Annotated in this window: 24 protein-coding genes, 2 tRNA genes and 1 pseudogene; 7 read left to right on the forward strand and 20 right to left on the reverse strand. The window is 51.8% G+C overall.

Annotation, left to right across the window (positions count from 1 at the left end; translation table 11 throughout):
* The first annotated feature begins 64 nt into the window (after nucleotides 1–64).
* Together INP77_RS06810 and INP77_RS06815 are read left to right on the forward strand one after the other, a co-directional pair.
* The gene (locus INP77_RS06810; RefSeq protein ID WP_194748255.1) at nucleotides 65–481 is read left to right on the forward strand and encodes a hypothetical protein; all 417 of its coding nucleotides are present in this window, start codon (nucleotides 65–67) and stop codon (nucleotides 479–481) included.
* Nucleotides 482–856: 375 nt separating this feature from the next.
* Nucleotides 857–1078: a VF530 family DNA-binding protein gene (locus tag INP77_RS06815; protein ID WP_194748256.1), complete on the forward strand. Its 222-nt coding sequence runs from the start codon at nucleotides 857–859 to the stop codon at nucleotides 1076–1078.
* 117 nt (nucleotides 1079–1195) lie between these two features.
* Here the strand turns inward: INP77_RS06815 and INP77_RS06820 are convergent, their stop codons facing one another.
* The 5 genes from INP77_RS06820 to INP77_RS06840 all read right to left on the reverse strand — a co-directional run bounded on the left by INP77_RS06820 (nucleotide 1196) and on the right by INP77_RS06840 (nucleotide 4177).
* Nucleotides 1196–1639, reverse strand: coding sequence for a copper chaperone PCu(A)C (locus tag INP77_RS06820; protein ID WP_194748257.1), 444 nt, complete (start codon nucleotides 1637–1639; stop codon nucleotides 1196–1198).
* A 19-nt stretch (nucleotides 1640–1658) separates the two neighbouring features.
* Nucleotides 1659–1850, reverse strand: coding sequence for a DNA gyrase inhibitor YacG (locus INP77_RS06825; RefSeq protein ID WP_194748258.1), 192 nt, complete (start codon nucleotides 1848–1850; stop codon nucleotides 1659–1661).
* On the reverse strand, nucleotides 1847–2620 hold the full coding sequence (gene zapD, locus INP77_RS06830; RefSeq protein ID WP_194748259.1) for a cell division protein ZapD: 774 nt from the start codon (nucleotides 2618–2620) through the stop codon (nucleotides 1847–1849). Before zapD ends, INP77_RS06825 begins: the two co-directional genes overlap by 4 nt.
* 69 nt (nucleotides 2621–2689) lie before the next feature.
* Nucleotides 2690–3292: a dephospho-CoA kinase gene (gene coaE, locus INP77_RS06835; RefSeq protein ID WP_194748260.1), complete on the reverse strand. Its 603-nt coding sequence runs from the start codon at nucleotides 3290–3292 to the stop codon at nucleotides 2690–2692.
* A 12-nt stretch (nucleotides 3293–3304) separates the two neighbouring features.
* The gene (locus INP77_RS06840; RefSeq protein WP_194748261.1) at nucleotides 3305–4177 is read right to left on the reverse strand and encodes an A24 family peptidase; all 873 of its coding nucleotides are present in this window, start codon (nucleotides 4175–4177) and stop codon (nucleotides 3305–3307) included.
* A gap of 214 nt (nucleotides 4178–4391) precedes the next feature.
* Here INP77_RS06840 and INP77_RS06845 point away from each other — a divergent pair, with 214 nt between their 5' ends.
* Nucleotides 4392–4790 carry a hypothetical protein gene (locus tag INP77_RS06845; RefSeq protein WP_194748262.1) on the forward strand — a complete coding sequence of 133 codons (399 nt, stop codon included), beginning with the start codon at nucleotides 4392–4394 and terminating at the stop codon, nucleotides 4788–4790.
* A gap of 62 nt (nucleotides 4791–4852) precedes the next feature.
* Here the strand turns inward: INP77_RS06845 and INP77_RS06850 are convergent, their stop codons facing one another.
* The 7 genes from INP77_RS06850 to recA all read right to left on the reverse strand — a co-directional run bounded on the left by INP77_RS06850 (nucleotide 4853) and on the right by recA (nucleotide 11894).
* Nucleotides 4853–5782 carry a polyprenyl synthetase family protein gene (locus INP77_RS06850; protein WP_194748477.1) on the reverse strand — a complete coding sequence of 310 codons (930 nt, stop codon included), beginning with the start codon at nucleotides 5780–5782 and terminating at the stop codon, nucleotides 4853–4855.
* A 215-nt stretch (nucleotides 5783–5997) separates the two neighbouring features.
* A tRNA-Arg gene (locus INP77_RS06855) sits at nucleotides 5998–6074 on the reverse strand.
* A gap of 120 nt (nucleotides 6075–6194) precedes the next feature.
* Nucleotides 6195–6288 (reverse strand) — tRNA-Ser (locus INP77_RS06860).
* Nucleotides 6289–6445: 157 nt separating this feature from the next.
* Entirely contained in the window at nucleotides 6446–7675 is a 1230-nt protein-coding gene (locus INP77_RS06865) for an aspartate kinase (RefSeq protein ID WP_194748263.1), read from the reverse strand.
* A gap of 25 nt (nucleotides 7676–7700) precedes the next feature.
* The gene (gene alaS / locus INP77_RS06870) at nucleotides 7701–10337 is read right to left on the reverse strand and encodes an alanine--tRNA ligase (protein WP_194748264.1); all 2637 of its coding nucleotides are present in this window, start codon (nucleotides 10335–10337) and stop codon (nucleotides 7701–7703) included.
* Nucleotides 10327–10782, reverse strand: a complete 456-nt coding sequence (recX, locus tag INP77_RS06875; protein WP_194748265.1) for a recombination regulator RecX — start codon at nucleotides 10780–10782, stop codon at nucleotides 10327–10329. The genes alaS and recX overlap by 11 nt, the downstream gene beginning before the upstream one ends.
* A gap of 83 nt (nucleotides 10783–10865) precedes the next feature.
* Nucleotides 10866–11894: a recombinase RecA gene (recA, locus tag INP77_RS06880; protein WP_194748266.1), complete on the reverse strand. Its 1029-nt coding sequence runs from the start codon at nucleotides 11892–11894 to the stop codon at nucleotides 10866–10868.
* A 245-nt stretch (nucleotides 11895–12139) separates the two neighbouring features.
* Between recA and INP77_RS06885 the strand changes: the two genes are divergently transcribed.
* A complete protein-coding gene (locus tag INP77_RS06885) occupies nucleotides 12140–12502 on the forward strand; it encodes a hypothetical protein (protein WP_194748267.1) in 363 nt (120 codons plus the stop codon).
* Between the two features lie 4 nt (nucleotides 12503–12506).
* Here INP77_RS06885 and INP77_RS06890 read toward each other — a convergent pair whose 3' ends face one another.
* From INP77_RS06890 to mog, 5 genes are read right to left on the reverse strand one after another with little or no spacing between them, the layout of a single operon-like run.
* Complete coding sequence (locus INP77_RS06890) at nucleotides 12507–13007, reverse strand: CinA family protein (protein WP_194748268.1); 501 nt, start codon at nucleotides 13005–13007, stop codon at nucleotides 12507–12509.
* A complete protein-coding gene (locus INP77_RS06895; protein ID WP_368667929.1) occupies nucleotides 13007–13504 on the reverse strand; it encodes a phosphatidylglycerophosphatase A in 498 nt (165 codons plus the stop codon). Before INP77_RS06895 ends, INP77_RS06890 begins: the two co-directional genes overlap by 1 nt.
* Entirely contained in the window at nucleotides 13494–14438 is a 945-nt protein-coding gene (gene thiL, locus INP77_RS06900) for a thiamine-phosphate kinase (protein ID WP_194748269.1), read from the reverse strand. The genes INP77_RS06895 and thiL overlap by 11 nt, the downstream gene beginning before the upstream one ends.
* Nucleotides 14431–14787, reverse strand: a complete 357-nt coding sequence (locus tag INP77_RS06905) for a hypothetical protein (protein WP_194748270.1) — start codon at nucleotides 14785–14787, stop codon at nucleotides 14431–14433. Before INP77_RS06905 ends, thiL begins: the two co-directional genes overlap by 8 nt.
* Nucleotides 14788–14813: 26 nt before the next feature.
* The gene (gene mog, locus INP77_RS06910) at nucleotides 14814–15419 is read right to left on the reverse strand and encodes a molybdopterin adenylyltransferase (RefSeq protein ID WP_194748271.1); all 606 of its coding nucleotides are present in this window, start codon (nucleotides 15417–15419) and stop codon (nucleotides 14814–14816) included.
* 150 nt (nucleotides 15420–15569) lie between these two features.
* Here mog and INP77_RS06915 point away from each other — a divergent pair, with 150 nt between their 5' ends.
* On the forward strand, nucleotides 15570–16295 hold the full coding sequence (locus INP77_RS06915; protein WP_194748272.1) for a PDZ domain-containing protein: 726 nt from the start codon (nucleotides 15570–15572) through the stop codon (nucleotides 16293–16295).
* Nucleotides 16296–16346: 51 nt separating this feature from the next.
* Nucleotides 16347–18326 (forward strand): site-specific recombinase, encoded by a 1980-nt coding sequence (locus INP77_RS06920; protein ID WP_194748273.1) that lies wholly within the window; start codon nucleotides 16347–16349, stop codon nucleotides 18324–18326.
* Between the two features lie 72 nt (nucleotides 18327–18398).
* Here INP77_RS06920 and INP77_RS06925 read toward each other — a convergent pair whose 3' ends face one another.
* Nucleotides 18399–18653 carry a sulfurtransferase TusA family protein gene (locus INP77_RS06925; protein ID WP_194748274.1) on the reverse strand — a complete coding sequence of 85 codons (255 nt, stop codon included), beginning with the start codon at nucleotides 18651–18653 and terminating at the stop codon, nucleotides 18399–18401.
* Nucleotides 18654–18722: 69 nt separating this feature from the next.
* Nucleotides 18723–19283 (reverse strand): ribosome biogenesis factor YjgA, encoded by a 561-nt coding sequence (yjgA, locus tag INP77_RS06930; protein WP_194748275.1) that lies wholly within the window; start codon nucleotides 19281–19283, stop codon nucleotides 18723–18725.
* Nucleotides 19284–19356: 73 nt separating this feature from the next.
* On the opposite strand from yjgA, the gene pmbA reads away from it, so the two are divergent.
* Entirely contained in the window at nucleotides 19357–20679 is a 1323-nt protein-coding gene (gene pmbA, locus INP77_RS06935; protein ID WP_228518800.1) for a metalloprotease PmbA, read from the forward strand.
* 432 nt (nucleotides 20680–21111) lie between these two features.
* Here pmbA and INP77_RS06940 read toward each other — a convergent pair.
* A pseudogene (locus INP77_RS06940) lies at nucleotides 21112–21837 on the reverse strand (VacJ family lipoprotein); the annotation flags it as partial.
* Nucleotides 21838–22012: the final 175 nt, after the last annotated feature.

The following is a 22012-nucleotide window of genomic DNA, read 5'->3' on the forward strand; positions in this document are numbered from 1 at the left end:
ACGGTTTACCCTTCCGCTGCACTCCAGGGTAAGTCGCGGCTCAATTGGAGCGTTAGGTTCACCAATGAAGATTTTCTTTATTGCTGTGTTTCTTGTAATTGCCTTAATTGTTGGCGAGTGGATCTATCGAGGTTTTTTGCGCTCAGTAGAGCAACCAACACCACAAATGCTTGCTCTTGCTAATCACCTTAACGAGCAAGGAATCAAAGGGCATATTTATCCTGTACGACACGGTTTTAGACACACAGAAGTTTCTGCGGCAGCTGCGTTTCAAATTGAAGGTTTTCCTTTGCCAATCGCAATTGAGCAATGCCCTAACGAGGCAGCGGCAGAAGCTCACTTGGTATCTTTGAAAGCCAGTCCTAATTTGATGCATCCTCAACGTAATGGCCTTATTGTAGTTAATCTGCCTATGTGGGGTGATGACACAACGGAAATGGCAACTAAGGTATCAAATGCTTTTACCTCGTTCAAAAAATGAACCTAACCCATCTCTAGAGACTTCCCCTTCCTGTCAAGCGAAACCCACCTAAACACCCGACTATTCGGGTGTTTTTGTCTGTATTTCATATTTCCAGCGTCAGCAGCAGCCATTCATGGCAGCATTCAATAGCGTATAAGGGCTAAACTGCATCTCTCAAGACGGGCTTGTTGTGGATAAGTGTTATCAACGCGAGCCAGAATAAGTGCCGCGCACAAAGACCTTATTCATCGGCCTGATTAGAACGCACTGATCAGGCGTGCTCTTCTGAAGATCAGCCATTTGGTTAGTGATTCAAAACAAGGCTATTAAGGGATTAACCACATAAAGTGCTACCATCGTACTATCGAATGACCTTGATATGGCTTTTATCAAATGAACACGGAACAACCGAACAATCCATTACACGGTATCACGCTTGCAGAAGTGGTTGAGCAATTAGTGACGCATTACGGTTGGGAGGCGCTGGCGACAAGGGTTAATATCAACTGTTTTAAAAATGACCCTTCCATCAAGTCTAGCTTGAAGTTTTTGCGCAGAACGCCTTGGGCAAGGGCTGAGGTGGAGGCGTTGTTTTTGCGGACGTTTTCAAACTAAACGATTCTTACGCCTGCCCGAGTTGGCAGTGTGTTACTGCCGATGTTCCCATTATAAAAAAGCCAGCAAACGCTGGCTTTTTTGCTGGTGATTCTGTCATATCGCAGATAAGTATGTTTAGGGCGCTGCCTTCACGGGCATGGTGACAAACTGATCGGTGATGTTGCCTTGTTTATCTTTAAAGCACAGCCTGAATTTGACCTGCTCGCCGGCTTTAAACGGGGTGGGCAACTCAAACAGCATCAAATGCAATCCACCTGGCGCCAGCTTGACGGGCTTGCCCGCAGGGACAGGCAACGCTTCCATACTGCGCATTTTCATGACACCGTTTTGCATGGTCATGCTGTGCATTTCTACGCTCTCTGCACGCTCGGTTTCAATGTAGACCAGAGTGACGTCTTGCGGGCTGGTGAGCGTGAGGTAGGCGGCGCCGACGGACTGGCCGGGATTGGAGGCGCGCACCCAGGCATCGGTGAGTTTGACTTCTGCATGTGCAAAGGCCGTGGAGGCTAACAGGCACAAGCTCGCGAGCAATTTCAGGCAGAGGTGTTTTGTTTGCATACTTAAATCCAGTCTAAGATTATTCTGGTTCGTATAAGTCTGGCGGCGTGCTATCGGGGATGCGAAATTTTTCCGAAGCCCAATCGCCCAGGTCCATCAGTTTGCAGCGTTCGCTACAAAAAGGCCGGAATGGATTTTTAGGGGAATACTCGGTGGTTTCTCCGCAGGCGGGACAGGCCACCTTGCGCGGTTTGACTACTGCTTGCGTCAATTGTGACTGGCTCCGGTAAAGTTGCAGACGATCATCTTGAACGGGATATCCTGTTCACAGCCTTTTGGCCGTTGCACGAAGTCCAGCTTTTGAAAGCGGATGTTGATCGCATATTTGTTGGCACTGACTTCAGGGAAGCATTCTTCATGGTCAATTTCAATGCGCAACAATTGGGCTGGTTTGTGTCCAGAAAGCTGTTGCTGATAGGCGCCATGGTGGGCAACCAGGGATAACACCTGACCACTGCCACGCAACAACTGCATAATCAGGCTGATGGCTTCGTACATCGGCATCAAGCGGGATAACCACTGCGTAAAATCTTGCTTGCGGCGCTCTACACTCAAATAGAGCCAGTGGCGGTATGAGGGCAAGTCAAACTCGCAGACCCCGCCTGGAATACTGGTCCGCTGCTTGACGCTCATGAGCCAGTCATTGTCGCGCAAGGTTTGGCCGAGCTTTTGATGATCGGCTCGCAGGGTGGTGGCGCAACGGTCCAGACTGTTTACGGTGCTTTCGAGCGCTTCTTGGTCGATATTGGGATTATGTTGCAGCAGGGAAAGCTGGACTTTATGACGGTCCAGCTCTTGCAGCAAATCTACCTTGAGATCACCACGATCAATGACATCCAACACTTGCAGCATGGAAATCAGCGCCACATGATGACTGACCTCGTGACCAATGGCAATGTGATGCAGCATCTTGTTGAACAGGTCTTCAAGACGAAGATAGGTTCTAATGCGCTCGTTAAATGGAAATTCGTAGCTCGACACGGCAGCCTTTTCTGTCAGCTGATACTTGAAAAGTATGCAATAAAAGTTTGATTATGAAACCCTTTTAACTCAGAGGCAAGTTTTAGAGAAATTTTTGTGAAATTGCAGCACTTTTTGCTGTAAATCGGCGAGTGTCAGCTGGTTTTCAATCACGGTATCCGCCATCGCCAGCCGCGCCTCTCGCGGACTTTGCGACGCCATGATGGCTTGTGCCATTTCGGCAGAGAGCTGACTGCGTTGCATGACCCGCTGCAATTGCGTCTCCTCATCGCAATCGATCACCAGTACATGATCTATCATGGACCAATCCTCGCGGCTCTCGACCAGTAATGGGATCGCCAGAATCACATACGCATGACTGGCATACTGGGCAATTTGCTGTACGGCCTCAGCACGGATCGCCGGGTGCATGATCTGATTCAGTTGTTCGAGGGCTTCTGGGTGCTCAAACACGTGCTCGCGCAGTGTTGCCCGGCTGAGACGTCCATCTGCCTCAAACATCTGGTCACCAAAAGCCGCCCGCACCGCTAGCATGGCCGGACTACCGGGTTCACTCATGGCGTGCGCTATGTGGTCCAGATCCACCACAGGCACGCCTAAGGCAGAAAATGCTGCACACGCCTCGCTTTTACCACTGCCGATACCGCCGGTCACAGCCACCACTTTCGCCATGTATTACTCCCGTTAAGGCACTAAATAATAAGCGGCCAGAGTTTGCCCATAAAACAGGGCGGCGATGCCGCCCAGGGCTAAAAAGGGACCAAAAGGAATCGCGGTTTGGCGGGTTTTGCCTTTGAGCAGAATCAAGCCGATGCCGATCACACTACCAACCACCGAGCTCAATAAAATGACCGCGGGCAGCAGTTGCCAGCCGAACCAGGCCCCGATCGCAGCCAGCAGCTTGAAATCACCGTACCCCATGCCCTCCTTGCCTGTCACGAGTTTAAACAGCCAATAGACCGCCCACAACACCAGATAACCCGCCATGGCACCGATCACGGCTGACGAGAGATCGGTAAACCCATCTTTGAGGTTAAGCAACAGCCCCAGCCACAACAGCGGCAAGGTAATGTCATCAGGCAACAGTTGCGTATCAAAATCAATAAAGGTCAATGCGACCAGCGCAAATACAAATGCCAGTGCAAACAAGGTCAAATAGCTATAGCCATATTGCACAGCCACCGCAACCGACAGGCCGCCGGTCAGCAATTCAACCAACGGATAACGCATTGAAATCGGCGCATGACAGGCTTTACAGCGTCCACGTAAGAATAGATAGCTGATCACAGGAATATTCTCGAGTGCCGTAATCTGGTGTCCGCAATGCGGGCAGGTCGAACGCGGCACCACAAGATTGTATTTAGGTTGCTCTGGCACCTCTTGCCCCTGTAAATCCAGGCAACTGGCCTGCCATTCACGCTCCATCATTTTGGGCAAACGATGAATCACTACATTGAGAAAGCTGCCAACCAGCAAACCAAAGACCAGGCAGGCGGCTTGCAGGGCATGAGGCTGCGTGCGCAGCAGACTTAAAACAGGTTCAAGGATTTCGTGCATGATGCCGATAACAAAGATAAGGTTGCTGCATCATCTCATCGTTGATGCCCATAGGCAAGGCTGACAAAGTGCAAAACTGCTTTAAAAGCGCATTCTTCTGGCTTGAAAACTGTTTGCAAGTCACCATTTATGTGTAAGATGGTCATGACACAGCAACTTTAGCGGTTTGCGTCTGTGTGAAGTGGCATCTGTTATCTAGAGAAGGAAGTTGCCTATGTCTGATCAAATCAAATTTACATCGCCAACCGAAGTTGAGTTGAACGAGGTTGAGCATCCTGCCTGGGATGAGCCAGTGATTTGTCGAGTAGAAGTCGATTTACCTGGATGGCTCACCAAACTGACCGGACAATCACACTGGGAAGTCTACAGTGAAGAAGAAGAGGAAAACTGCGTAAGCTTTGCGATGCGCTCTTCGAATCATCATCGTTTGCAAAAAGCGATGGCGTCAGCAGAGAGCGACCTGCAGGCAGAGGTGACCTTGTATCACAACGGCTATGCCGTCGTCGATGTCAATGGAAAATCCTTGTTTGATGGCGCATTGACCCATGCGACCAACGACTGCGCGCGACTCAGCTACTACCACATGAGTGGCGAGCCTATCGCCCTGAATTAACCCGGTGTTTGTTCAGCCGGTATCTTTTAGGTGTTGTCGCCTGCCTGCAAGCAGGCGACACCTTAATGTTGCCGGTTGACCGAAAACTGGGCCAAATCCAGCAAAGCCTGTTTGGCGGGCGTCAGTTCAAAAATGGCCAGTGCTTCACAGGCCTGTTCTGCTTCTTTTTGCGCCACGGCGCGCACATAATCAAATGCCTTCACGGCATGCAAAATCTCCAGCACGGCATCTAGCTGCGTGACCTGCCCTTCCAACAAGGCCTGCTTGACCAAGTCCGCTTGCGCGGTTGGCGCTTGCTGGATGGCATACAACATTGGTAAGGTTACTTTTCCCTCGGCCAGGTCATTGCCCAGGGTTTTGCCAATTTTTTCGCTGTCACCGGTTAAATCCAGCACATCATCTATGAGCTGAAAGGCCGTACCCAAGTGCATGCCATACTTGGCCAGTCCCTCTTCTTGCGCGACGCTGGCCTGACACTGCACCGCTCCCAGGCGGGTCGCCGCTTCAAACAGCTTGGCGGTTTTAAAATGAATGACCTGCAAGTAATCCTGCTCGCTAACACCAATATTGCGCACATTGAGCAACTGTAGCACTTCGCCTTCGGAAATCACATTGGTGGCATCGGCCAGGATTTCCATCACACGCATGTTTTGCAGCCTGACCATCATCTGAAAGGAACGTGAATACAGAAAATCGCCGACCAGCACGCTGGCAGGATTGCCATACACATGATTGGCGGTAGATTTGCCTCGACGCAGTTCAGAAGCATCAACCACATCATCATGCAATAAAGTGGCTGTATGAATAAATTCGACAATGGCTGCCAGAGCATGGTGGGCCGGTGTCACGCGCCCGGCCAGATCAGCGGCCATCAACACCAACGTTGGACGCAAGCGTTTGCCACCACTATGAATGATATATTCCGAAATTTGATTAATCAGCGGAACTTGGGATGACAAAGACTGGCGAATAACGGCATCCACCTGCTGCATATCGCCTGTAATCCGCGCCAAACAAGCCTGAAGAGACACTGAAACACCAATTAAATGAAAAGCTGAAGCATATCATACCGCCATCATCATCGCTATGTTCAGCGCGTATCAGCGATGTATCAACGCACTGATGAGCTTTAAGAAATGTAATGTTGAACAGGGATCAATAAAAGAAAAAAGCCTTGTTTCTCGGAAAGAAACAAGGCTTTTATTTTTGGCGCGCCCGGAGCGATTCGAACGCCCGACCCTTTGGTTCGTAGCCAAATACTCTATCCAACTGAGCTACGGGCGCCAAGGTTTGTTGCTTTGCAACAAAAACAGCATTATAACATAAGTTTCAGCTTTGTGGAGGGGTCCAAGCAACGATGACACCCTAATTTACCAAACCCTTGAATTGTTAAACCCAGGTATTTGGCGGTGAGCGAGGGATTCGAACCCTCGATACAGGTTTAAGCCCGTATGCTTCCTTAGCAGGGAAGTGCCTTCGACCACTCGGCCAGCTCACCTTATTAAAACAATGACGCCTTAATAATACCAACACAGCTGATGCTGTTTTCTTTGCAGTATTGCTACTGCATTGAAGGGCGCCATACTACGTGAAAACCCTTCAAAAATCAACGCAAAAAAGAAGAATGTTTTATTTCTTTATTCGTGCGTTTGCGATTATGCGTTTTCCAGGCCAAACGCCTTATGTAACACGCGCACAGCCAGTTCCATATACTTCTCTTCAATCACCACTGCGATCTTGATTTCACTGGTAGAGATCATTTGAATATTGATGCCCTCTTCGGCCAATGTGCGGAACATCTGGCTGGCGATACCCACATGCGAACGCATGCCCACACCGACTACAGACACTTTTGCAATCTTGTCATCGCCAGTCACTTCACGTGCCTGGATATGGCCTTGAACCTTGTCGCGCAGAATTGTCAGCGCCTTGTTCATTTCGTTTTTGTGTACGGTGAACGTGAAGTCTGTCGTGCCGTCTGCGCCCACGTTCTGGATAATCATATCCACATCAATGTTGGCATCGGCAACGGGACCAAGAATCTGATAAGCAATCCCTGGCTTATCAGGCACGCCTGCTACGGTAATTTTCGCCTCATCGCGGTTAAAAGCGATGCCGGAGATAATTGGATCTTCCATGTTTTCCTCATTCTCTTCAAATGTAATCAGCGTGCCGTCACCCTCTTCTTCAAAGCTGGAGAGCACACGTAACTTAACCTTGTATTTGCCAGCAAACTCAACCGAGCGGATTTGCAGTACTTTGGAGCCTTGCGAGGCCAGTTCCAGCATTTCTTCAAAGGTGATTTTTTCCAGCCGGCGCGCTTCTGGCACCACACGCGGGTCAGTGGTATACACACCATCCACATCGGTATAAATCTGGCATTCATCGGCCTTGAGCGCTGCTGCCAACGCCACGCCTGTCGTATCGGAGCCGCCACGGCCCAGCGTGGTGATATTGCCATGGGCATCCACGCCCTGGAAACCGGCGACCACGCAGACATAGCCGTCATCAAGGTCTTGTTTCAGGTTGTGCTGGTCAATGTCCAGAATACGCGCTTTGGTAAACGCATCATCCGTGAGGATTTTCACCTGGGTGCCGGTATAGCTCTTGGCCTTGATGCCAAGCTCCATCAGCGCCAATGCGGTCATGCCTATGGTGACCTGCTCACCGGTAGACACCATCACATCCAGCTCGCGCGGATCTGGATCCGGCATGATTTCCTTGGCCAGTGAAATCAGGCGATTGGTTTCACCTGACATGGCTGACACCACGACCACCACTTGATGGCCCATGGCCTTGTAACGTGCCACACGACGCGCCACATTGCGGATACGCTCGGGATTGGCGACTGAGGTGCCACCATATTTTTGTACGATTAATGCCATTATTTTGCTCTGTTAATCAATTGAGTTAATTTAGTTTAGCTTCTGCCCAGGCTTTGACGCTCGCCAGTGCCTGTGGCAGATTTGCGGGTTCAGTGCCGCCGGCCATGGCCATGTCTGGCTTGCCACCACCCTTACCACCCACCTGGCCTGCAACATGATTCACCAGCTCGCCCGCCTTGACTTTGCCAGTCAAGTCAGCAGTCACGCCCGCAGCCAGACTGACCTTGCCCTCTGCCACGCTCGCCAAAACAATGACGGCAGATTTGAGTTTATCCTTGAGTTTATCCATGGTCTCGCGCAAGGCATTGGCATCTGCACCGTCCAAGGCAGCAGCCAATACTTTAACGCCATTGACTTCCAGGGCTTGCGTCGCCAGATCGTCGCCTTGTGAAGAGGCGAGTTTGGATTTCAAACGCGCCAACTCTTTTTCGAGTGACTTGACGTGATCCATCACTTGCGCAATTTTGGCAGGAACTTCATGCGCGGGGGCTTTGAGCTCGCCTGCAACCTGATTAATCAGCGATTGCTGGGATTGCACCAGCTTCAACGCGCCCTCGCCGGTAGTGGCTTCGACACGGCGTACGCCTGCCGCCACGCCACTCTCGGAGGTAATTTTAAACAGTCCAATATCACCAGTGCGGCTGACATGGGTACCGCCACACAACTCGCGCGAAGAGCCGATATCCAGCACGCGCACTTCATCGCCATATTTCTCGCCAAACAGCATCATGGCGCCCGTTTTTTGCGCAGACTCAATATCCATCAAGCGCGCTTGTGTCGCCGCATTGGCTAAAATCTCGGCATTGACCAACGCTTCTACCCTGGCAATCTCATCATCAGTCATCGGCGCATTATGCACAAAGTCAAAACGGGTTTTTTCCGTATCGACCAGGCTACCTTTTTGCTGCACATGCTCACCAAGCACTTCACGCAATGCCTTGTGCATCAGATGCGTTGCCGAGTGATTACGCATGGTACTGGCGCGCGCCTGCAGATTGACTTTAGCCGCCAACGCATTCCCTACAGACAAAGACCCGGTTTTGAGTACGCCATGATGGCCGAACACGGCTGCCTGAATTTTTTGTGTATCTTCTACGGCAAAAATACCGTTGGCAGACTTGAGCTCTCCGCTATCGCCAATCTGGCCACCGGATTCAGCATAGAACGGTGTATGGTCCAGCACGACCACACCCAAATCGCCTTCATTCAGCGTTTGTACAGCACTGCCATCTTTATATAACGCCAAGACTTTAGCAGCGGTTTCCAGCTCGTCATAACCGTGGAATGTGGTCGCAGCGCCGTCATATTCAAGATTGAGCGCCATTTTGAACTTGCCCGCCGCGCGCGCTTGTTCTTTTTGGCGCGCCATGGCCGCATCAAAGCCAGCGGTATCCACCGTCACGCCACGTTCGCGGCAGATGTCGGCGGTAAGGTCCAGCGGGAAACCAAAGGTATCGTGCAGTTTGAAGGCGAGATCGCCGTTGAACACGGCGGGCTTGGTCGCCAGTTCGGCTTCCAGAATTTGCATGCCGTTCTCTATCGTTTCGAAGAAACGGTCTTCCTCCTGCTTGAGCACCTCGGCCACTCGCGCCTGGTTGCTGGTCAACTCAGGGTAAGCCTCACCCATTTCAGCCACCAAATCTGGCACCAGCCTATGGAAGAAAGCAGCACGACAACCCAGTTTGTATCCATGACGAATCGCACGGCGAATAATGCGGCGCAACACATAGCCACGGCCTTCATTGCCTGGGATCACGCCATCGGCAATCAGGAAGCTACAGGCGCGGATATGGTCCGCCAGCACCTTGAGTGATGGGCTCTCCAGATCAGCTGTATTGGTTTCGCGCGCGGCGGCTTTAATCAACGCCTGGAATAGATCAATTTCGTAGTTGGCATGCACGCCTTGCAGTACCGCAGAAATACGCTCCAAGCCCATGCCGGTATCGACCGATGGCTTAGGCAACGGATGCATCACCCCCGCTTCGTCGCGGTTGAACTGCATGAACACGTTATTCCAGATTTCAATAAAGCGGTCACCATCTTCATCCGGGGAGCCTGGCGGCCCGCCAGGAATATGCGCACCGTGGTCATAGAAAATCTCGGTACAGGGGCCACAAGGACCGGTATCGCCCATCATCCAGAAGTTATCTGAGGCATAACGCGCGCCCTTGTTGTCCCCAATACGAACAATCTTGTCAGCAGGGACGCCCACTTCTTTGTTCCAGATATCGTAGGCTTCATCATCCTCAGCATACACGGTGACCATCAAGCGTTCTTTGGGTAAAGCGTAGACTTCAGTCAACAGTTCCCAGGCAAAGGTAATGGCATCGCGCTTGAAGTAATCCCCAAAACTGAAGTTACCCAGCATCTCGAAGAAGGTATGGTGACGCGCGGTATAGCCCACATTCTCAAGATCGTTGTGCTTACCACCGGCGCGTACACATTTTTGTGCGGTCGCCGCACGCGTATAGGCACGCTTGTCAAAGCCGAGGAACACATCTTTAAACTGGTTCATGCCTGCGTTGGTAAACAGCAAGGTGGGGTCACCATGCGGCACCAGTGAACTAGAAGCTACCACTTGGTGGCCTTTTGAAGCAAAGAAATCCAGGAAGGCCTGGCGGATTTGTTTGCTGGAAGGTTTTTGCCCGTACTTAACTGTCATCTTCTACGTGTCTATTCAAAATGTGTTTAATTACATCAAACGTAAAACCCCGACTCTGTAAGAAGCGGGCCTGTTTTGCCCACTCCTCGCGTGTTATCGGGGCCGCTTTAAATTTTTTGCGCCAGACTTCGCTGGCGCGTGCAACTTCATTGTCCTGCAGGCCTGCAACGGCTTCTGCTATCAAGGTATCGTCTACCCCTTTTTCACGTAGCTCGTTGGCGACACGCGCACTGCCAAATTTGGCTTTACGGGCATGGACCAATTGCTCGGTGAATCTGGCGTCACTCAACCAGCCGCGCTGTTTAAAATCATCCAACAAAGCCGGGAGGTCGTCCGCTTCTTCGGCATAGGCCTTTAGCTTTTGCCCCAACTCCGTGTATGAATACTCACGCTTGGCCAAGTATTCTAAAGCGCGTTGGCGTAAGGTTTTTTCCAGATTAGCCATTGAATTTTAGGCCACAGTGCGTACAGCGCTCAAAGAGAAAAACCAAACGTCAAAAGCGCGCCTCACTCAGGCTCGCAAAAACCTTAATCATCCTCGCCGCGCGCTGAAGGCAGAATATCTGCCAGCACTTTGGCATTGGCGCGAATTTTCGCTTCAATTTCCGCTGCGATTTCTGGATGCTCACGCAAGAACTCTTTGGCGTTTTCTTTGCCTTGGCCGATTTTTTCGCCGTTATAGCTAAACCATGCACCGGCTTTTTCCACCATTTTCAGGTTCACGCCCAACTCAATAATCTCACCCAACCGCGAGATGCCTTCGCCATACATAATGTCAAACTCGGCTTGTTTAAATGGTGGCGCGACTTTGTTTTTAATCACTTTGACTTTGGTTTCGGAGCCAATGACTTCGTCACCTTTCTTGATCGCGCCTGTGCGGCGGATATCCAGTCGCACAGAAGCGTAGAATTTAAGCGCGTTACCGCCGGTGGTCGTTTCCGGGTTGCCAAACATGACACCAATTTTCATCCGAATCTGGTTAATGAAGATGAGCAGCGTATTGGTACGTTTGATATTGCCGGTGAGTTTACGCAAGGCTTGTGACATCAAGCGCGCCTGCAAACCCATGTGGCTGTCGCCCATTTCCCCTTCAATCTCAGCGCGTGGCGTCAACGCTGCAACCGAGTCGACCACCACAATATCCACTGAGCCGGAACGCACCAGCATGTCGGCAATTTCCAAGGCTTGTTCGCCAGTATCGGGTTGCGAAATCAACAAATCAGGGACATTCACGCCTAATTTAGAGGCGTATTGCGGGTCTAGCGCATGCTCCGCATCAATAAAAGCAGCGGTGCCACCTAATTTTTGCATTTCGGCAATCACTTGCAGGGTCAAGGTGGTTTTACCGGAAGACTCCGGGCCATAAATCTCCACAATTCGGCCGCGTGGCAATCCACCTACGCCGAGTGCGATATCCAGACCCAATGAACCGGTGGAAACGACTTGCAGGTCTTCGCCGATATCAGCATCGCCCATGCGCATAATGGAGCCTTTGCCGAACTGCTTTTCAATTTGAGAGAGTGCGGCGGCGAGCGCTTTGCTTTTGTTGTCATCCATGCTGATTACCTTCTTTTAGCGATAAAATGCGTTGCTTGCACAAACGCGATATAATCCAAACAATAACCTCTAATTATTTCATAAATCGACCATCAGTGAAATGGCGTTGCCATGAATAAATGCCCAGCCATTCTGGCCTGAGGCAATTGCGTAGCTGCATGCGTGAATGGTGCTGTCAACCGCGGCCCGGCAACTGCGTTAATAGATCAGGGAGCATGCATTTGTTTTCCGCTAGAGGAGCATTTATGAAAGTCTTTAAACTGATTCTGACGTTGGCGCTGGCAAGTATCGCGGCAGTCAGCGCGCAAGCACAAGATAACTGGTCGGTGGGCGTGGTGGTAGGCAACCCTTACCCACCCGCTTACTACGCGCCGCCTGCCGTAGTTTATGCACCGCCGCCAGTGGTCATTTACCCACATCCACAAAGCCGTTACTACTACAGCCCCCCTGCAGTGACCTATTCCGCACCAGTACCGCCACCAGGTCCCGGGTTTATTCAGTTCTCTTATGGCAATGGTGGCTACGGCGGTTACAACTATGGCCCGCGCAACTACTATGGTGGCGGATGGGGACGTGGTCACCACCACCATCACCACCACGACGATTAATTGATCACACTTCTGACGTCACGCTACGTAGCAGGACCGCCAATAAATAACTGGCGGCCTGTTCACGTACCTGCTGGCGATCGCCCGTAAAATACCGGGTGTGCACCAGCACATGAGGCAGTCCCGGTTGCCGGGTGGCCCAGGCAAAACATACCATCCCCACCGGCTTGTAAGCAGACCCCCCGCCCGGCCCGGCAATGCCAGTTACCGCACCACTGATAGTGGCCAAACTGTGTTCTAACGCGCCGATGGCCATGGCCTGTGCCACCGCTTCGCTGACAGCTCCATGTTCGTCTATTAGCACCGCCGGGACGCCCAACATGTCGGTTTTGGCAGCGTTGCTGTAGGTAACAAAACCCCGGTCAAACCAGGCTGAGCTTCCGGCAACGGCCGTCATCGATTGTGCAATCAGGCCACCAGTACAAGACTCGGCCAGCGCCAATTGCCACCCTCTGGCCTGCAAGGCTTGCCCCAAGCTTGAACTGAGTTCCAGCAGGGGTGGCATTATATTATCCCTTGTAACCATTGCAGCACCACTATTGCCATGAACGCGGCCAGCACATCATCCAGCATGACCCCCAGGCCGCCTTTCACGCGCTGATCCACCCAACTAATCGGGAACGGCTTCCAGATATCAAACAGTCGAAACAGTGCAAATGCAGTAGCTCCCCAGCCTAACCCCGAGGGGACTGTGACCAAAACCGCAGCCATAGCCACAACTTCATCCCAGACAATCGCTCCGTGGTCACTGACCCCGAGCGCACGTCCGGTAAACGCGCAGCACCAGACGCCCAGCAAGAAAAGTGCGGCCAAAGCAAGCCATTGCTGGGTTAAAGGTAAATGCATCAACAGCCAGTACAAGGGAAAGCCCAGCAGCGTGCCCACGGTACCAGGTGCTTTGGGTGACAAACCCGTGCCCAGACCCAAACTCAGACAATGCAGCGGGTGTGACCACAGCAGCCGCCAACTCGGTAACGATGACTGACTATGCTTAGCCAAAATGCTGATATCCTTTCTTTGCAATATCCAGAGCCACGTTGCCGTTCAGCACGGTTAAACCGGGGCTGGCAGTGGTTTTACCAATGCGACTCAGCGACAGATTCAATTGCTGCGACAGCGCCAGCAGCGCCTCCCGGTGCTGGGGAGCGGCAGTAAAACATAATTCATAATCATCCCCACCTGCCAGCACGGCTTGCTGCAGCGCCTCTTCACCCACTGGCGTTTGCAGTCGTGGCAGCGGCAACGCGCGCCAATCCAGTTCAGCGCCAACCCTGGACGACTGCAAAATATGGCCCAAATCGGCCAGCAAACCATCCGAAATATCGAGTGCAGCGCTTGCCATGCCACGCAAGGCCAAGCCCAAACGCACTCTTGGCTGCGGATGATGCATGGCAGAGGCTAGTATCGCAATATCATCGGCATGCAGAGGCAGATGCCCTAAACGGTTTTGTAGCCATAGTGCCGCCTGCCCTAAACAACCACTGACCCAGATATCCTCCCCCGCCCTGGCGCCATTACGTTGCAAGGCCTGGCCACGAGGCACTTCACCCAGGATGTTAATGGCGATATTGAGTGGGCCGCGGGTGGTATCGCCGCCGATCAAAGCAACCTCAAAGGCATCCGCACAGGCAAACAGGCCGTCACTGAATTGGCTTAACCACGGATGATCCACCCCGGGCAATGCGATGGACAGCGTGGCCCATTTAGGCTCGGCTCCCATCGCCGCCATATCACTGATATTCACTGCCATCGACTTCCAGCCAATGGCAAAGGGCTGGGCATCGGCAAAAAAATGTGTGCCTGAAACCGACATATCGGCCGAAACCGCCAATTGATAGCCTGGACGCACGCTAACCAGCGCAGCGTCATCGCCTACCCCCAGATCAACCGCTGCTTGCCTGGTGAAATATTGGGCAATCAGATCAAATTCAGCCACGGCGATGCTGCCACCAGCGCAGACACAAGATGACAACGCCCCATGCCAGCAAGATACCCACGCTATCAGCCAGCCAGTCATAGACGCTGGGTTGACGGGTCACGGTGAGCAGCCCCTGTAGCACCTCCATGAGACCACCATAAATCAACAAGCCTAGCATCAGCCATTGTTGCCGGGCGGGATAGGCCAATCCTGCCCAAAAAGTGACACCGCCAAACGCGACGATGTGCTGTATCTTGTCCAGATAAGGAAAGCGCTGCTCGGCAGGCGCCATTTCTATCAGCAACAGGTAAGTCAGTAGTGCCAAGCAGGCAATAAAGATGATTTTGGCAATCAGAGAAAAACGCATGGGTATCCTGAATGAAGATGAAGAGATCAAGCCTGGGGCTTGAGCGCCGACTTGGGCCGGAACGCCTGAACCACGCGTGCATCTGTTTCCAGATAAGGCATGGGCGCATCAGGGGTTGCCAGCAAGTCCAGGCAATATGGCACCGCCGCAAAGATGCCCGGCACTACCGTTTTACCTTCGCCATCTTTGAGGCCTTCCAGCGTTTCCTGTATAGACTTTGGCTGCCCGGGCAAATTGATAATCAGGCATTGCTTACGGATCACTGCCACTTGCCGCGACAAAATCGCCGTAGGCACAAACCTCAGACTGATCTGGCGCATTTGTTCGCCAAAGCCCGGCATCTCACGATCAGCGACCGATAAGGTAGCTTCAGGTGTGACATCGCGCAAGGCCGGACCCGTGCCACCGGTAGTCAAAATCAGATGGCAGGCCTCTTCATCCACCAATTGCCTGAGCGTCTCGGCAATGATGGCCTGCTCATCGGCAATCAGCCGGGGGATGACGTGGTAAGGCGAAGTGAGCGCCTGTTGCAACCACGCAGTCAGCGATGGAATGCCCTTATCCTCATAAATGCCCTGTGAAGCGCGATCACTGATGGAAACAAGTCCAACACGCGTGAATTGTTGTTGCATAACGTGGTCTATCAGAAGTTGGTCTGTGTTAATGTACCAATACATCATAACATTACAATGTGACAATCGATCATGGAGAACGAGATGAACCAAGCGCATGCAAGCAGGCATTCCCCCCCCTTAAAACGTCCGCTCATCCTAGGCGGGCTCATGTGGTTGTCCATGTGCTTGGCCCTCGCCTGTATGCTCACGAGTCAACGCGTCTCTGCCGAAGAAAACCCCTACGTCACACATTACCAGGCACAAAACCAGGGGAACCTGCACTCCTTGCAAGCCAATCCTGAGCCGCAGTTGCTCAGTGGCGTGCGCCGGGATGACGACAACATCAGAATGCTCGAAGATGGCTATGACTTGATGGGCTTTAGCAGTTTTGAAGCGGGGGAAGTCCCGCCAGAACTGGCACTAGAACATGGCCGCAGCCTCCAAGCCGATAGCATTCTGGTCTATGTGAAAAAAGCGGGCAACACTTCGCCAGCCTCCAAGATGGAGATGATCAAGGAAGCCGTGAAAAAAGGTCAGTCTCTGACGGAAAAAGACATGGCTGCCAGCCCGGGCAAATATCGTTATTACGCAAGTTTCTGGGCAAAACTGCCGCCTCCTTTACTAGGCATCCATGTGATCAAACTGGTGCAAAAACAATCTGGTGGTGAGAGTGAACGCCTGCCTACCCCCGGCGTGCGCGTGATTGCCGTGATTCATGGCTCGTCTGCCGAAAAAGCAGGCCTGCAACGTGGCGATCAGCTACTCAGCATCAACCAGGAAAAAGTAGAAGATGCAGCCACGCTCTCCACCCTCGTGCGCAAATACCGCGGCAAAGCGGTTAAGTTAGAGATGGAACGTCAAAGTGAACCCCTCTCGCTAGAGGCGCAGCTCTAAACGTTTGGCGTGTTATCCTTGCCAAATCAAGCATCCAAGAAAGCGCTTTACATGTTTCAACCGATTTTTGACCACCAGGCCGCCCGCGAAGCGGCCGGTGATATTGACGATATTCAGTTTATTCGAGCGTTGTTCGACAATATCCGTCCTAAGGACTCTTCGGATATTGAAAGTGCGAGCAATGCCTTGCAGGCCTTGTGCTTCCTGCTGCAACAGCATCCACAGTTTGCCTTGTTATTGCGCAACAGCGTGCTGAGACTGCTCAACGAAAAGAGCGTGATATCGCTGTATTCAGACCACGGCATTCAATCAGACCTCGGCTTTTTTACCGAAATTTATCGTCGGCTTTCGCATAAAATCCTGCCAGACGTACCGGACCCTAAATATCTCAAGGATATCTTTGGCCAGATTTTTCATCAAAACGATGATGCTGACTGGGTCACCGGCATGCCCGACCAGGTCTGGCGAGACTTTATGCAGACATTGGACATCAGCCGAGGCGACTGGCAATTGCAGCAAAACTGCATCCAGGAGCTCAAGGATGCCCTGCAAGTGCTGTCTTTCAGGCTCTCGGCATCTGGCTTGGACCCCGAGCTGATTTTGCAGCATGAAGATCTCGAATCAAACAGCTCGCCCTTTATCACGCAAAATATTGAAATTCAAAATTTTTTGGCGCTGGGCAGCATCCAGGCTGAAGATGTGCAACATCTCTACAGTGTGCTCAAGCGTTGTGAGCAACTGACCTATGAAATCCGCAAGGCGAATGCCAAAACCGGCACCAGCATCTCGCTGACGGCGCTGATGCAAAGAATTTTGCAACAGATTCAGCGCATGCAACTGGTGGTAGACATTCTGCATGGGCTCATTCTCAAGCATGATGTGAGCCAGGCAATCACCAGCTTGCTGAAACAGCTGGTGGATGCCGAATGCAAGAAAAATAACCTGTCGGATTACTGGCGCCAAAATACGGAATTGCTGGCCTTGCGCGTCACTGAAAATGCCAGCCATACCGGCGAGCATTACATTGCGCAACATCGCGGTGAATATTTCAAGCTCATGGGCTCAGCCATGGGCGCGGGCCTCATCATTGCCTTTATGGCGATGTTTAAAATCATGATTGCCAGCTATCACCTGCCACCGCTGACCGAGGCCATTTTGTTTAGCCTCAATTATGGCCTGGGCTTTGTCATCATTCACCTGTTGCACTTCACGGTGGCCACCAAGCAGCCTGCGATGACCGCTGCAACCATTGCTTCAACCATAGATGACCATGGCCATGACAGTAAAAACATACACAATCTGATCAATATTGTGGCACAAACTACGAGCAGCCAGACGATTGCGATTTTAGGCAACGTGGTGGTGGTGATTCCGGTGGCCATACTGATTGACTGGCTGTTTATGCAAAGCACTGGCCATCACTTTATTGGCAGCGAAAAAGCACATAGCCTGCTGGACAACAATAACCCGCTGATCAGCCTGACCGCTCTCTATGCGGCAGTCGCCGGGGTATGTTTGTTTTTGTCAGGCCTGATTGCCGGCTACCACGACAACCTGGCCGCCTACAACCGGATTCCAGAACGCCTGCAACATTTGGGCTGGTTGCAGTCCTTGCTGGGCAAAGAACGTCTGGGGCGCATTACCGACTATATTCGTCATAACCTGGGCGCACTGGCGGGGAATTTTTACTTTGGTTGCCTGTTGGGATTTGCCTCAGGGCTGGGGGTCATGCTGGGATTGCCGCTCGATATCCGTCACGTGACCTTTGTTGCGGCCTTTGCCGGTTACTCGTTCCCGGCGCTTGATTTTCAGGTCAGCCAATACATTGTGGGCACCACCATTTTGGGCATTGCCCTGGTCGGCACCATCAACCTCATTACCAGTTTCGGCCTGGCAATCTACGTTGCAATGAAGTCACGAAAAGTGCGCTATCGCCACTGGAAGGCTTTTTGGCTGGAATTGTTAAGTGCACTGTATCGCCAGCCAGGCAAGTTCTTGTTACCCCCTAAGAAAACCAATACAGATCATTAAACACACGGCGCGCGCCGTGTGTTGGAGAGGGTCAGACGAAGCCCGGAGCCCAAGGCCACACCCGCTCAGTGACTAGTCAGCCGCCAGAGTGGTTTCTTTCTGGATCAAAAAGTGAAAGACACCGCCTTCTTTGTGCACAGACAACAACTTGACCGGGTGATGATTAATCACGTTGCGGATATTCTGTTCGCTGCCCGCAGAGGTCGTTTTCACGGACAACACCTGACCAGGCAACAACTCCTCCAGTTTTTCGATGGTTTTCAGCATGGGCAATGGACTGTCCAGGCCCATCAGGTCGAGTTCTATATCTATTGGTGTGGTGTGCATACTTGTCCCCCTTTTCAAAAGCTGCTGATGTCAGCATGATCAAGCTGTGTTGGCGACCGCCAATCACGTTCAATCTTCATCCAACTCGTCTTCCTCAGTACCCGCTATCGCCTGCAAGTCATCCTCTACCGCTACACCTTCCATCAATTCGCGGATTATTTTAAATAATTCGCGGCTGCTTTTAGGCGGCTTGCCGGCAGCATGCTCCTTATTCGCATTACGGATCAAGGTACGCATATGCTGCACAGGGGTCTGCGGATATTCAGCAATAAATAATTCGATGGCCTTGCTGTCTTCGAGCAAGCGTGACCGCCACCGTTCCATTTGGTGAAAGCGGGCATTTTCTTCCTGATGCTTGCCTTCCCACTTTTGCAACTGCTCAACAATCGGGGCCAAATCTGTTTCACGCATCAGGCGCCCGATATATTGCATTTGACGACGGATGGCACCATTCGAGGTAATGCGCTTGGCTTCGGCAATCGCATCCATCAGGGATTCTTCCAGCGCCAGTTTTTTCAGTTTATCCTTGGGGAGCGCCACCAGTTGTCGGCCAATGTCCTGCGCGGCATCCGCCTCAGCCTTGAGGCGGGTTTTACTGGGTTGGGAATCATCAAAGGTTTCAGATGTCATGTTAAAAGCAATCTCTGCCAAATCACGGTATGATAACAGCTTTAATCGCCAAGCTAAAAACAAGCAAGCCAGCATGCAAGCAGACCAACTACAACAAATCGCCCAAGACATTATTCGTTTGACGCAAACAGCCGGTGCCAGCAGCGCCGAAACCGAAGTCAGTTTTGGCATGGGTCAGAGTGTGTCTGTGCGCCAGGGCGAGACTGAAAATATTGAGTATAACCGCGATAAGGGCTGCTCGGTCACGGTCTACTTTGGTCAGCAAAAAGGCTATGCCAGCACCTCAGACCTGAGTCCGCAAGCCTTGCGTGATACGGTTGAAGCGGCCTGCAATATCGCCAAGTATACGGCGCAGGACCCCTTCTGTGGCCTGGCTGACGCTGACTTGATGGCAACCTCGTTTCCTGACCTGTCTCTGTATCATCCCTGGCAAGTCGATGTCGATGCAGCGCTGGCGCTGGCCAAACGTTGCGAAAGCGCGGCACTGGCAGTAGATCACAGAATCAGTAACAGCGAGGGAGCCAGTGTCTATACGCAAAGCGGCGCCTTCGCCTATGCCAACAGTCACGGGTTTATCGGGGGCTATGCCAGTTCACGTCATAGTATCAGTTGCTCGGTGATTGCCGAGGCCGATGGCCTAATGCAACGCGACTACTGGTATAGCAGTGCCCGCGATGCACTAGACCTGGCCAGCCCTGAACAGGTGGGCCAGATCGCTGGTGAACGTACCGCCAGGCGACTGGGTGCGCGCCCGATCAAAACCGGGCAATACCCGGTACTGTTTGAAGCACCGCTGGCCAGTGGCCTGATTGGTACCCTCATGAGTGCCATTTCTGGTGGCAACCTGTATCGAAAATCCTCTTTCCTGCTTGATAGCCTGGGCCAAACCATCGCCAGCCCGCTGTTACAGATTGAAGATCATCCATTTCTGCTCAAAGGGGCGGCCAGCAGTGCCTTTGATAGTGAAGGCGTCGCTTGCCAAACCAGAACACTGGTCGAGAATGGCGTCCTGCAAGGCTATTTATTGGGCAGCTACTCCGCCCGCAAGCTGGGACTCAAAACCACAGGCAATGCCGGTGGCGCACACAATATTCTGGTCCGATCCACTGGTCAGTCCTTTGAACAGCTGCTGCAAACACTGGGCACGGGGCTGCTGGTGACGGAGTTACTGGGGCATGGCCTGAATATGGTGACTGGCGACTACTCACGCGGTGCGTCTGGCTATTGGGTTGAGAACGGCGTCATTGTGCACCCGGTCGAAGAAATCACCATCGCCAGCAACATGAAAGACATGCTGAAAAGTATCGTCGCCATTGGTAATGACGTGATTCCCAACAGTTCAAAACTGACGGGTTCTATTTTGATAGAGCGCATGACCGTCGCCTCATCCGAATAAACTTGTTCGCTCATCCCAATTACCATCAGTAAACAAGTTGTCACCAATAAAAAAGGCTTTGCAAATGCAAAGCCTTTTTTATATTTCCAGACAGGATTACTGTGGTGCAGTCTCAGCCGGTAATGCCATCAGCGTTTCATCTATGGCAGCCACAACCTCTGCCGCCTCTTTTTCAACCACAGGCATTTCGTCGCCAGTTTCGCTCGTTTGCTCGAGTAATGGCGGCAAAACCTCTTCAGGTTGCGCAGTCGCCTCAAAGGCTAAGGCGTCGACCTCATCCAATGTCGGTGCAGCGATTGATTCTACGGCTTGACTCTCAGACACGACGACCGCAGCCATATTGCCGGGCTCAGCCTTATCCACAGAGGTCACTGACTGCAGCAATACGGTTTCACCATTGTTAGAGGAAGACGCCGCTGGTTTGGCCGGCACATCTTCGTCAGCGGGCTCAAACTCGTCTTGCAGCAATTCCTGAGGCACCAAGCCATCCTGAATCAAGCTGGCACGGCGCTGCAAATAAGCATCACGCATGAAGGCATAAGGATCAATCGACGCATTATCGACGAGATCAGTCGCATCAAGCAATTGTGTACGCTTATCCAGCAACTGCACCGCACGCACCTGATAATAAGTACGAACCTGGCCAATATTGTGCAAATACTGAATCGGGTCAGAAGTCACGGTATCAATCGCCAACCCGCTGGCATCCCGTACCGTACTTGGGCCCAAAATTGGCAGCACCAGATAGGCACCTGACCCCATGCCCCAATAGCCCAAGGTCTGACCAAAATCTTCCTGGTGTTTGGGAATATTGTCCATACTGGCCACATCAATCAAGCCAACCACCCCAAAGGTGGTATTGATCACAAAGCGACCTGCATCACTGAATGCCTGGGCAAATTTCAATTGCAACAGATCATTGACCACAGTGGTCAAGGTGCCCAGGTTACTGAAGAAGTTGCTGATGCCAGTACGTACCGGCGAAGGGGCGATGGCTTTGTAGGCTTTCGCCACCGGCTTCATCGCATAGCGATCCGCAACATCATTAAATTTGTAGATGCCACGGTTGAGGCCTTCAAGCGGATCTTTATTGGTTGTTGCACAGCCAGACACACTTGCCAGTGTTGCAATCAGTACTATCGCTCTTAATTTTTTCATATTCGTCATTATTTCAGAAGCTGTTCAGGCGTATTAAATTTTTTGTATCCCCAACACTGCATGTTTTTTATCTTGCAATAGCATTTAATCACCAAGCAATGCTTATTCTTAACGGAATCACTTTTTAAAAACTAAAGCGCGTTTGACAAAGATATCTGAGATACAGCCACCACTT

Origin of the sequence: Methylophilus sp. 13 (assembly GCF_015354335.1) — a bacterium.
In the GTDB taxonomy this organism is placed as follows: Bacteria; Pseudomonadota; Gammaproteobacteria; order Burkholderiales; family Methylophilaceae; genus Methylophilus; species Methylophilus glucosoxydans.

Coding starts and splice junctions, on each gene's coding strand:
- INP77_RS06810 (WP_194748255.1), top strand. CDS start 65: ATGAAGATTTTCTTTATTGCTGTGTTTCTTGTAATTGCCTTAATTGTT.
- INP77_RS06815 (WP_194748256.1), top strand. CDS start 857: ATGAACACGGAACAACCGAACAATCCATTACACGGTATCACGCTTGCA.
- INP77_RS06820 (WP_194748257.1), bottom strand. CDS start 1,639: ATGCAAACAAAACACCTCTGCCTGAAATTGCTCGCGAGCTTGTGCCTG.
- coaE (WP_194748260.1), bottom strand. CDS start 3,292: ATGGCGAAAGTGGTGGCTGTGACCGGCGGTATCGGCAGTGGTAAAAGC.
- INP77_RS06840 (WP_194748261.1), bottom strand. CDS start 4,177: ATGCACGAAATCCTTGAACCTGTTTTAAGTCTGCTGCGCACGCAGCCT.
- INP77_RS06845 (WP_194748262.1), top strand. CDS start 4,392: ATGTCTGATCAAATCAAATTTACATCGCCAACCGAAGTTGAGTTGAAC.
- INP77_RS06850 (WP_194748477.1), bottom strand. CDS start 5,782: ATGCAGCAGGTGGATGCCGTTATTCGCCAGTCTTTGTCATCCCAAGTT.
- INP77_RS06865 (WP_194748263.1), bottom strand. CDS start 7,675: ATGGCATTAATCGTACAAAAATATGGTGGCACCTCAGTCGCCAATCCC.
- alaS (WP_194748264.1), bottom strand. CDS start 10,337: ATGACAGTTAAGTACGGGCAAAAACCTTCCAGCAAACAAATCCGCCAG.
- recX (WP_194748265.1), bottom strand. CDS start 10,782: ATGGCTAATCTGGAAAAAACCTTACGCCAACGCGCTTTAGAATACTTG.
- recA (WP_194748266.1), bottom strand. CDS start 11,894: ATGGATGACAACAAAAGCAAAGCGCTCGCCGCCGCACTCTCTCAAATT.
- INP77_RS06885 (WP_194748267.1), top strand. CDS start 12,140: ATGAAAGTCTTTAAACTGATTCTGACGTTGGCGCTGGCAAGTATCGCG.
- INP77_RS06890 (WP_194748268.1), bottom strand. CDS start 13,007: ATGCCACCCCTGCTGGAACTCAGTTCAAGCTTGGGGCAAGCCTTGCAG.
- INP77_RS06905 (WP_194748270.1), bottom strand. CDS start 14,787: ATGCGTTTTTCTCTGATTGCCAAAATCATCTTTATTGCCTGCTTGGCA.
- mog (WP_194748271.1), bottom strand. CDS start 15,419: ATGCAACAACAATTCACGCGTGTTGGACTTGTTTCCATCAGTGATCGC.
- INP77_RS06915 (WP_194748272.1), top strand. CDS start 15,570: ATGTGGTTGTCCATGTGCTTGGCCCTCGCCTGTATGCTCACGAGTCAA.
- INP77_RS06920 (WP_194748273.1), top strand. CDS start 16,347: ATGTTTCAACCGATTTTTGACCACCAGGCCGCCCGCGAAGCGGCCGGT.
- INP77_RS06925 (WP_194748274.1), bottom strand. CDS start 18,653: ATGCACACCACACCAATAGATATAGAACTCGACCTGATGGGCCTGGAC.
- yjgA (WP_194748275.1), bottom strand. CDS start 19,283: ATGACATCTGAAACCTTTGATGATTCCCAACCCAGTAAAACCCGCCTC.
- pmbA (WP_228518800.1), top strand. CDS start 19,357: ATGCAAGCAGACCAACTACAACAAATCGCCCAAGACATTATTCGTTTG.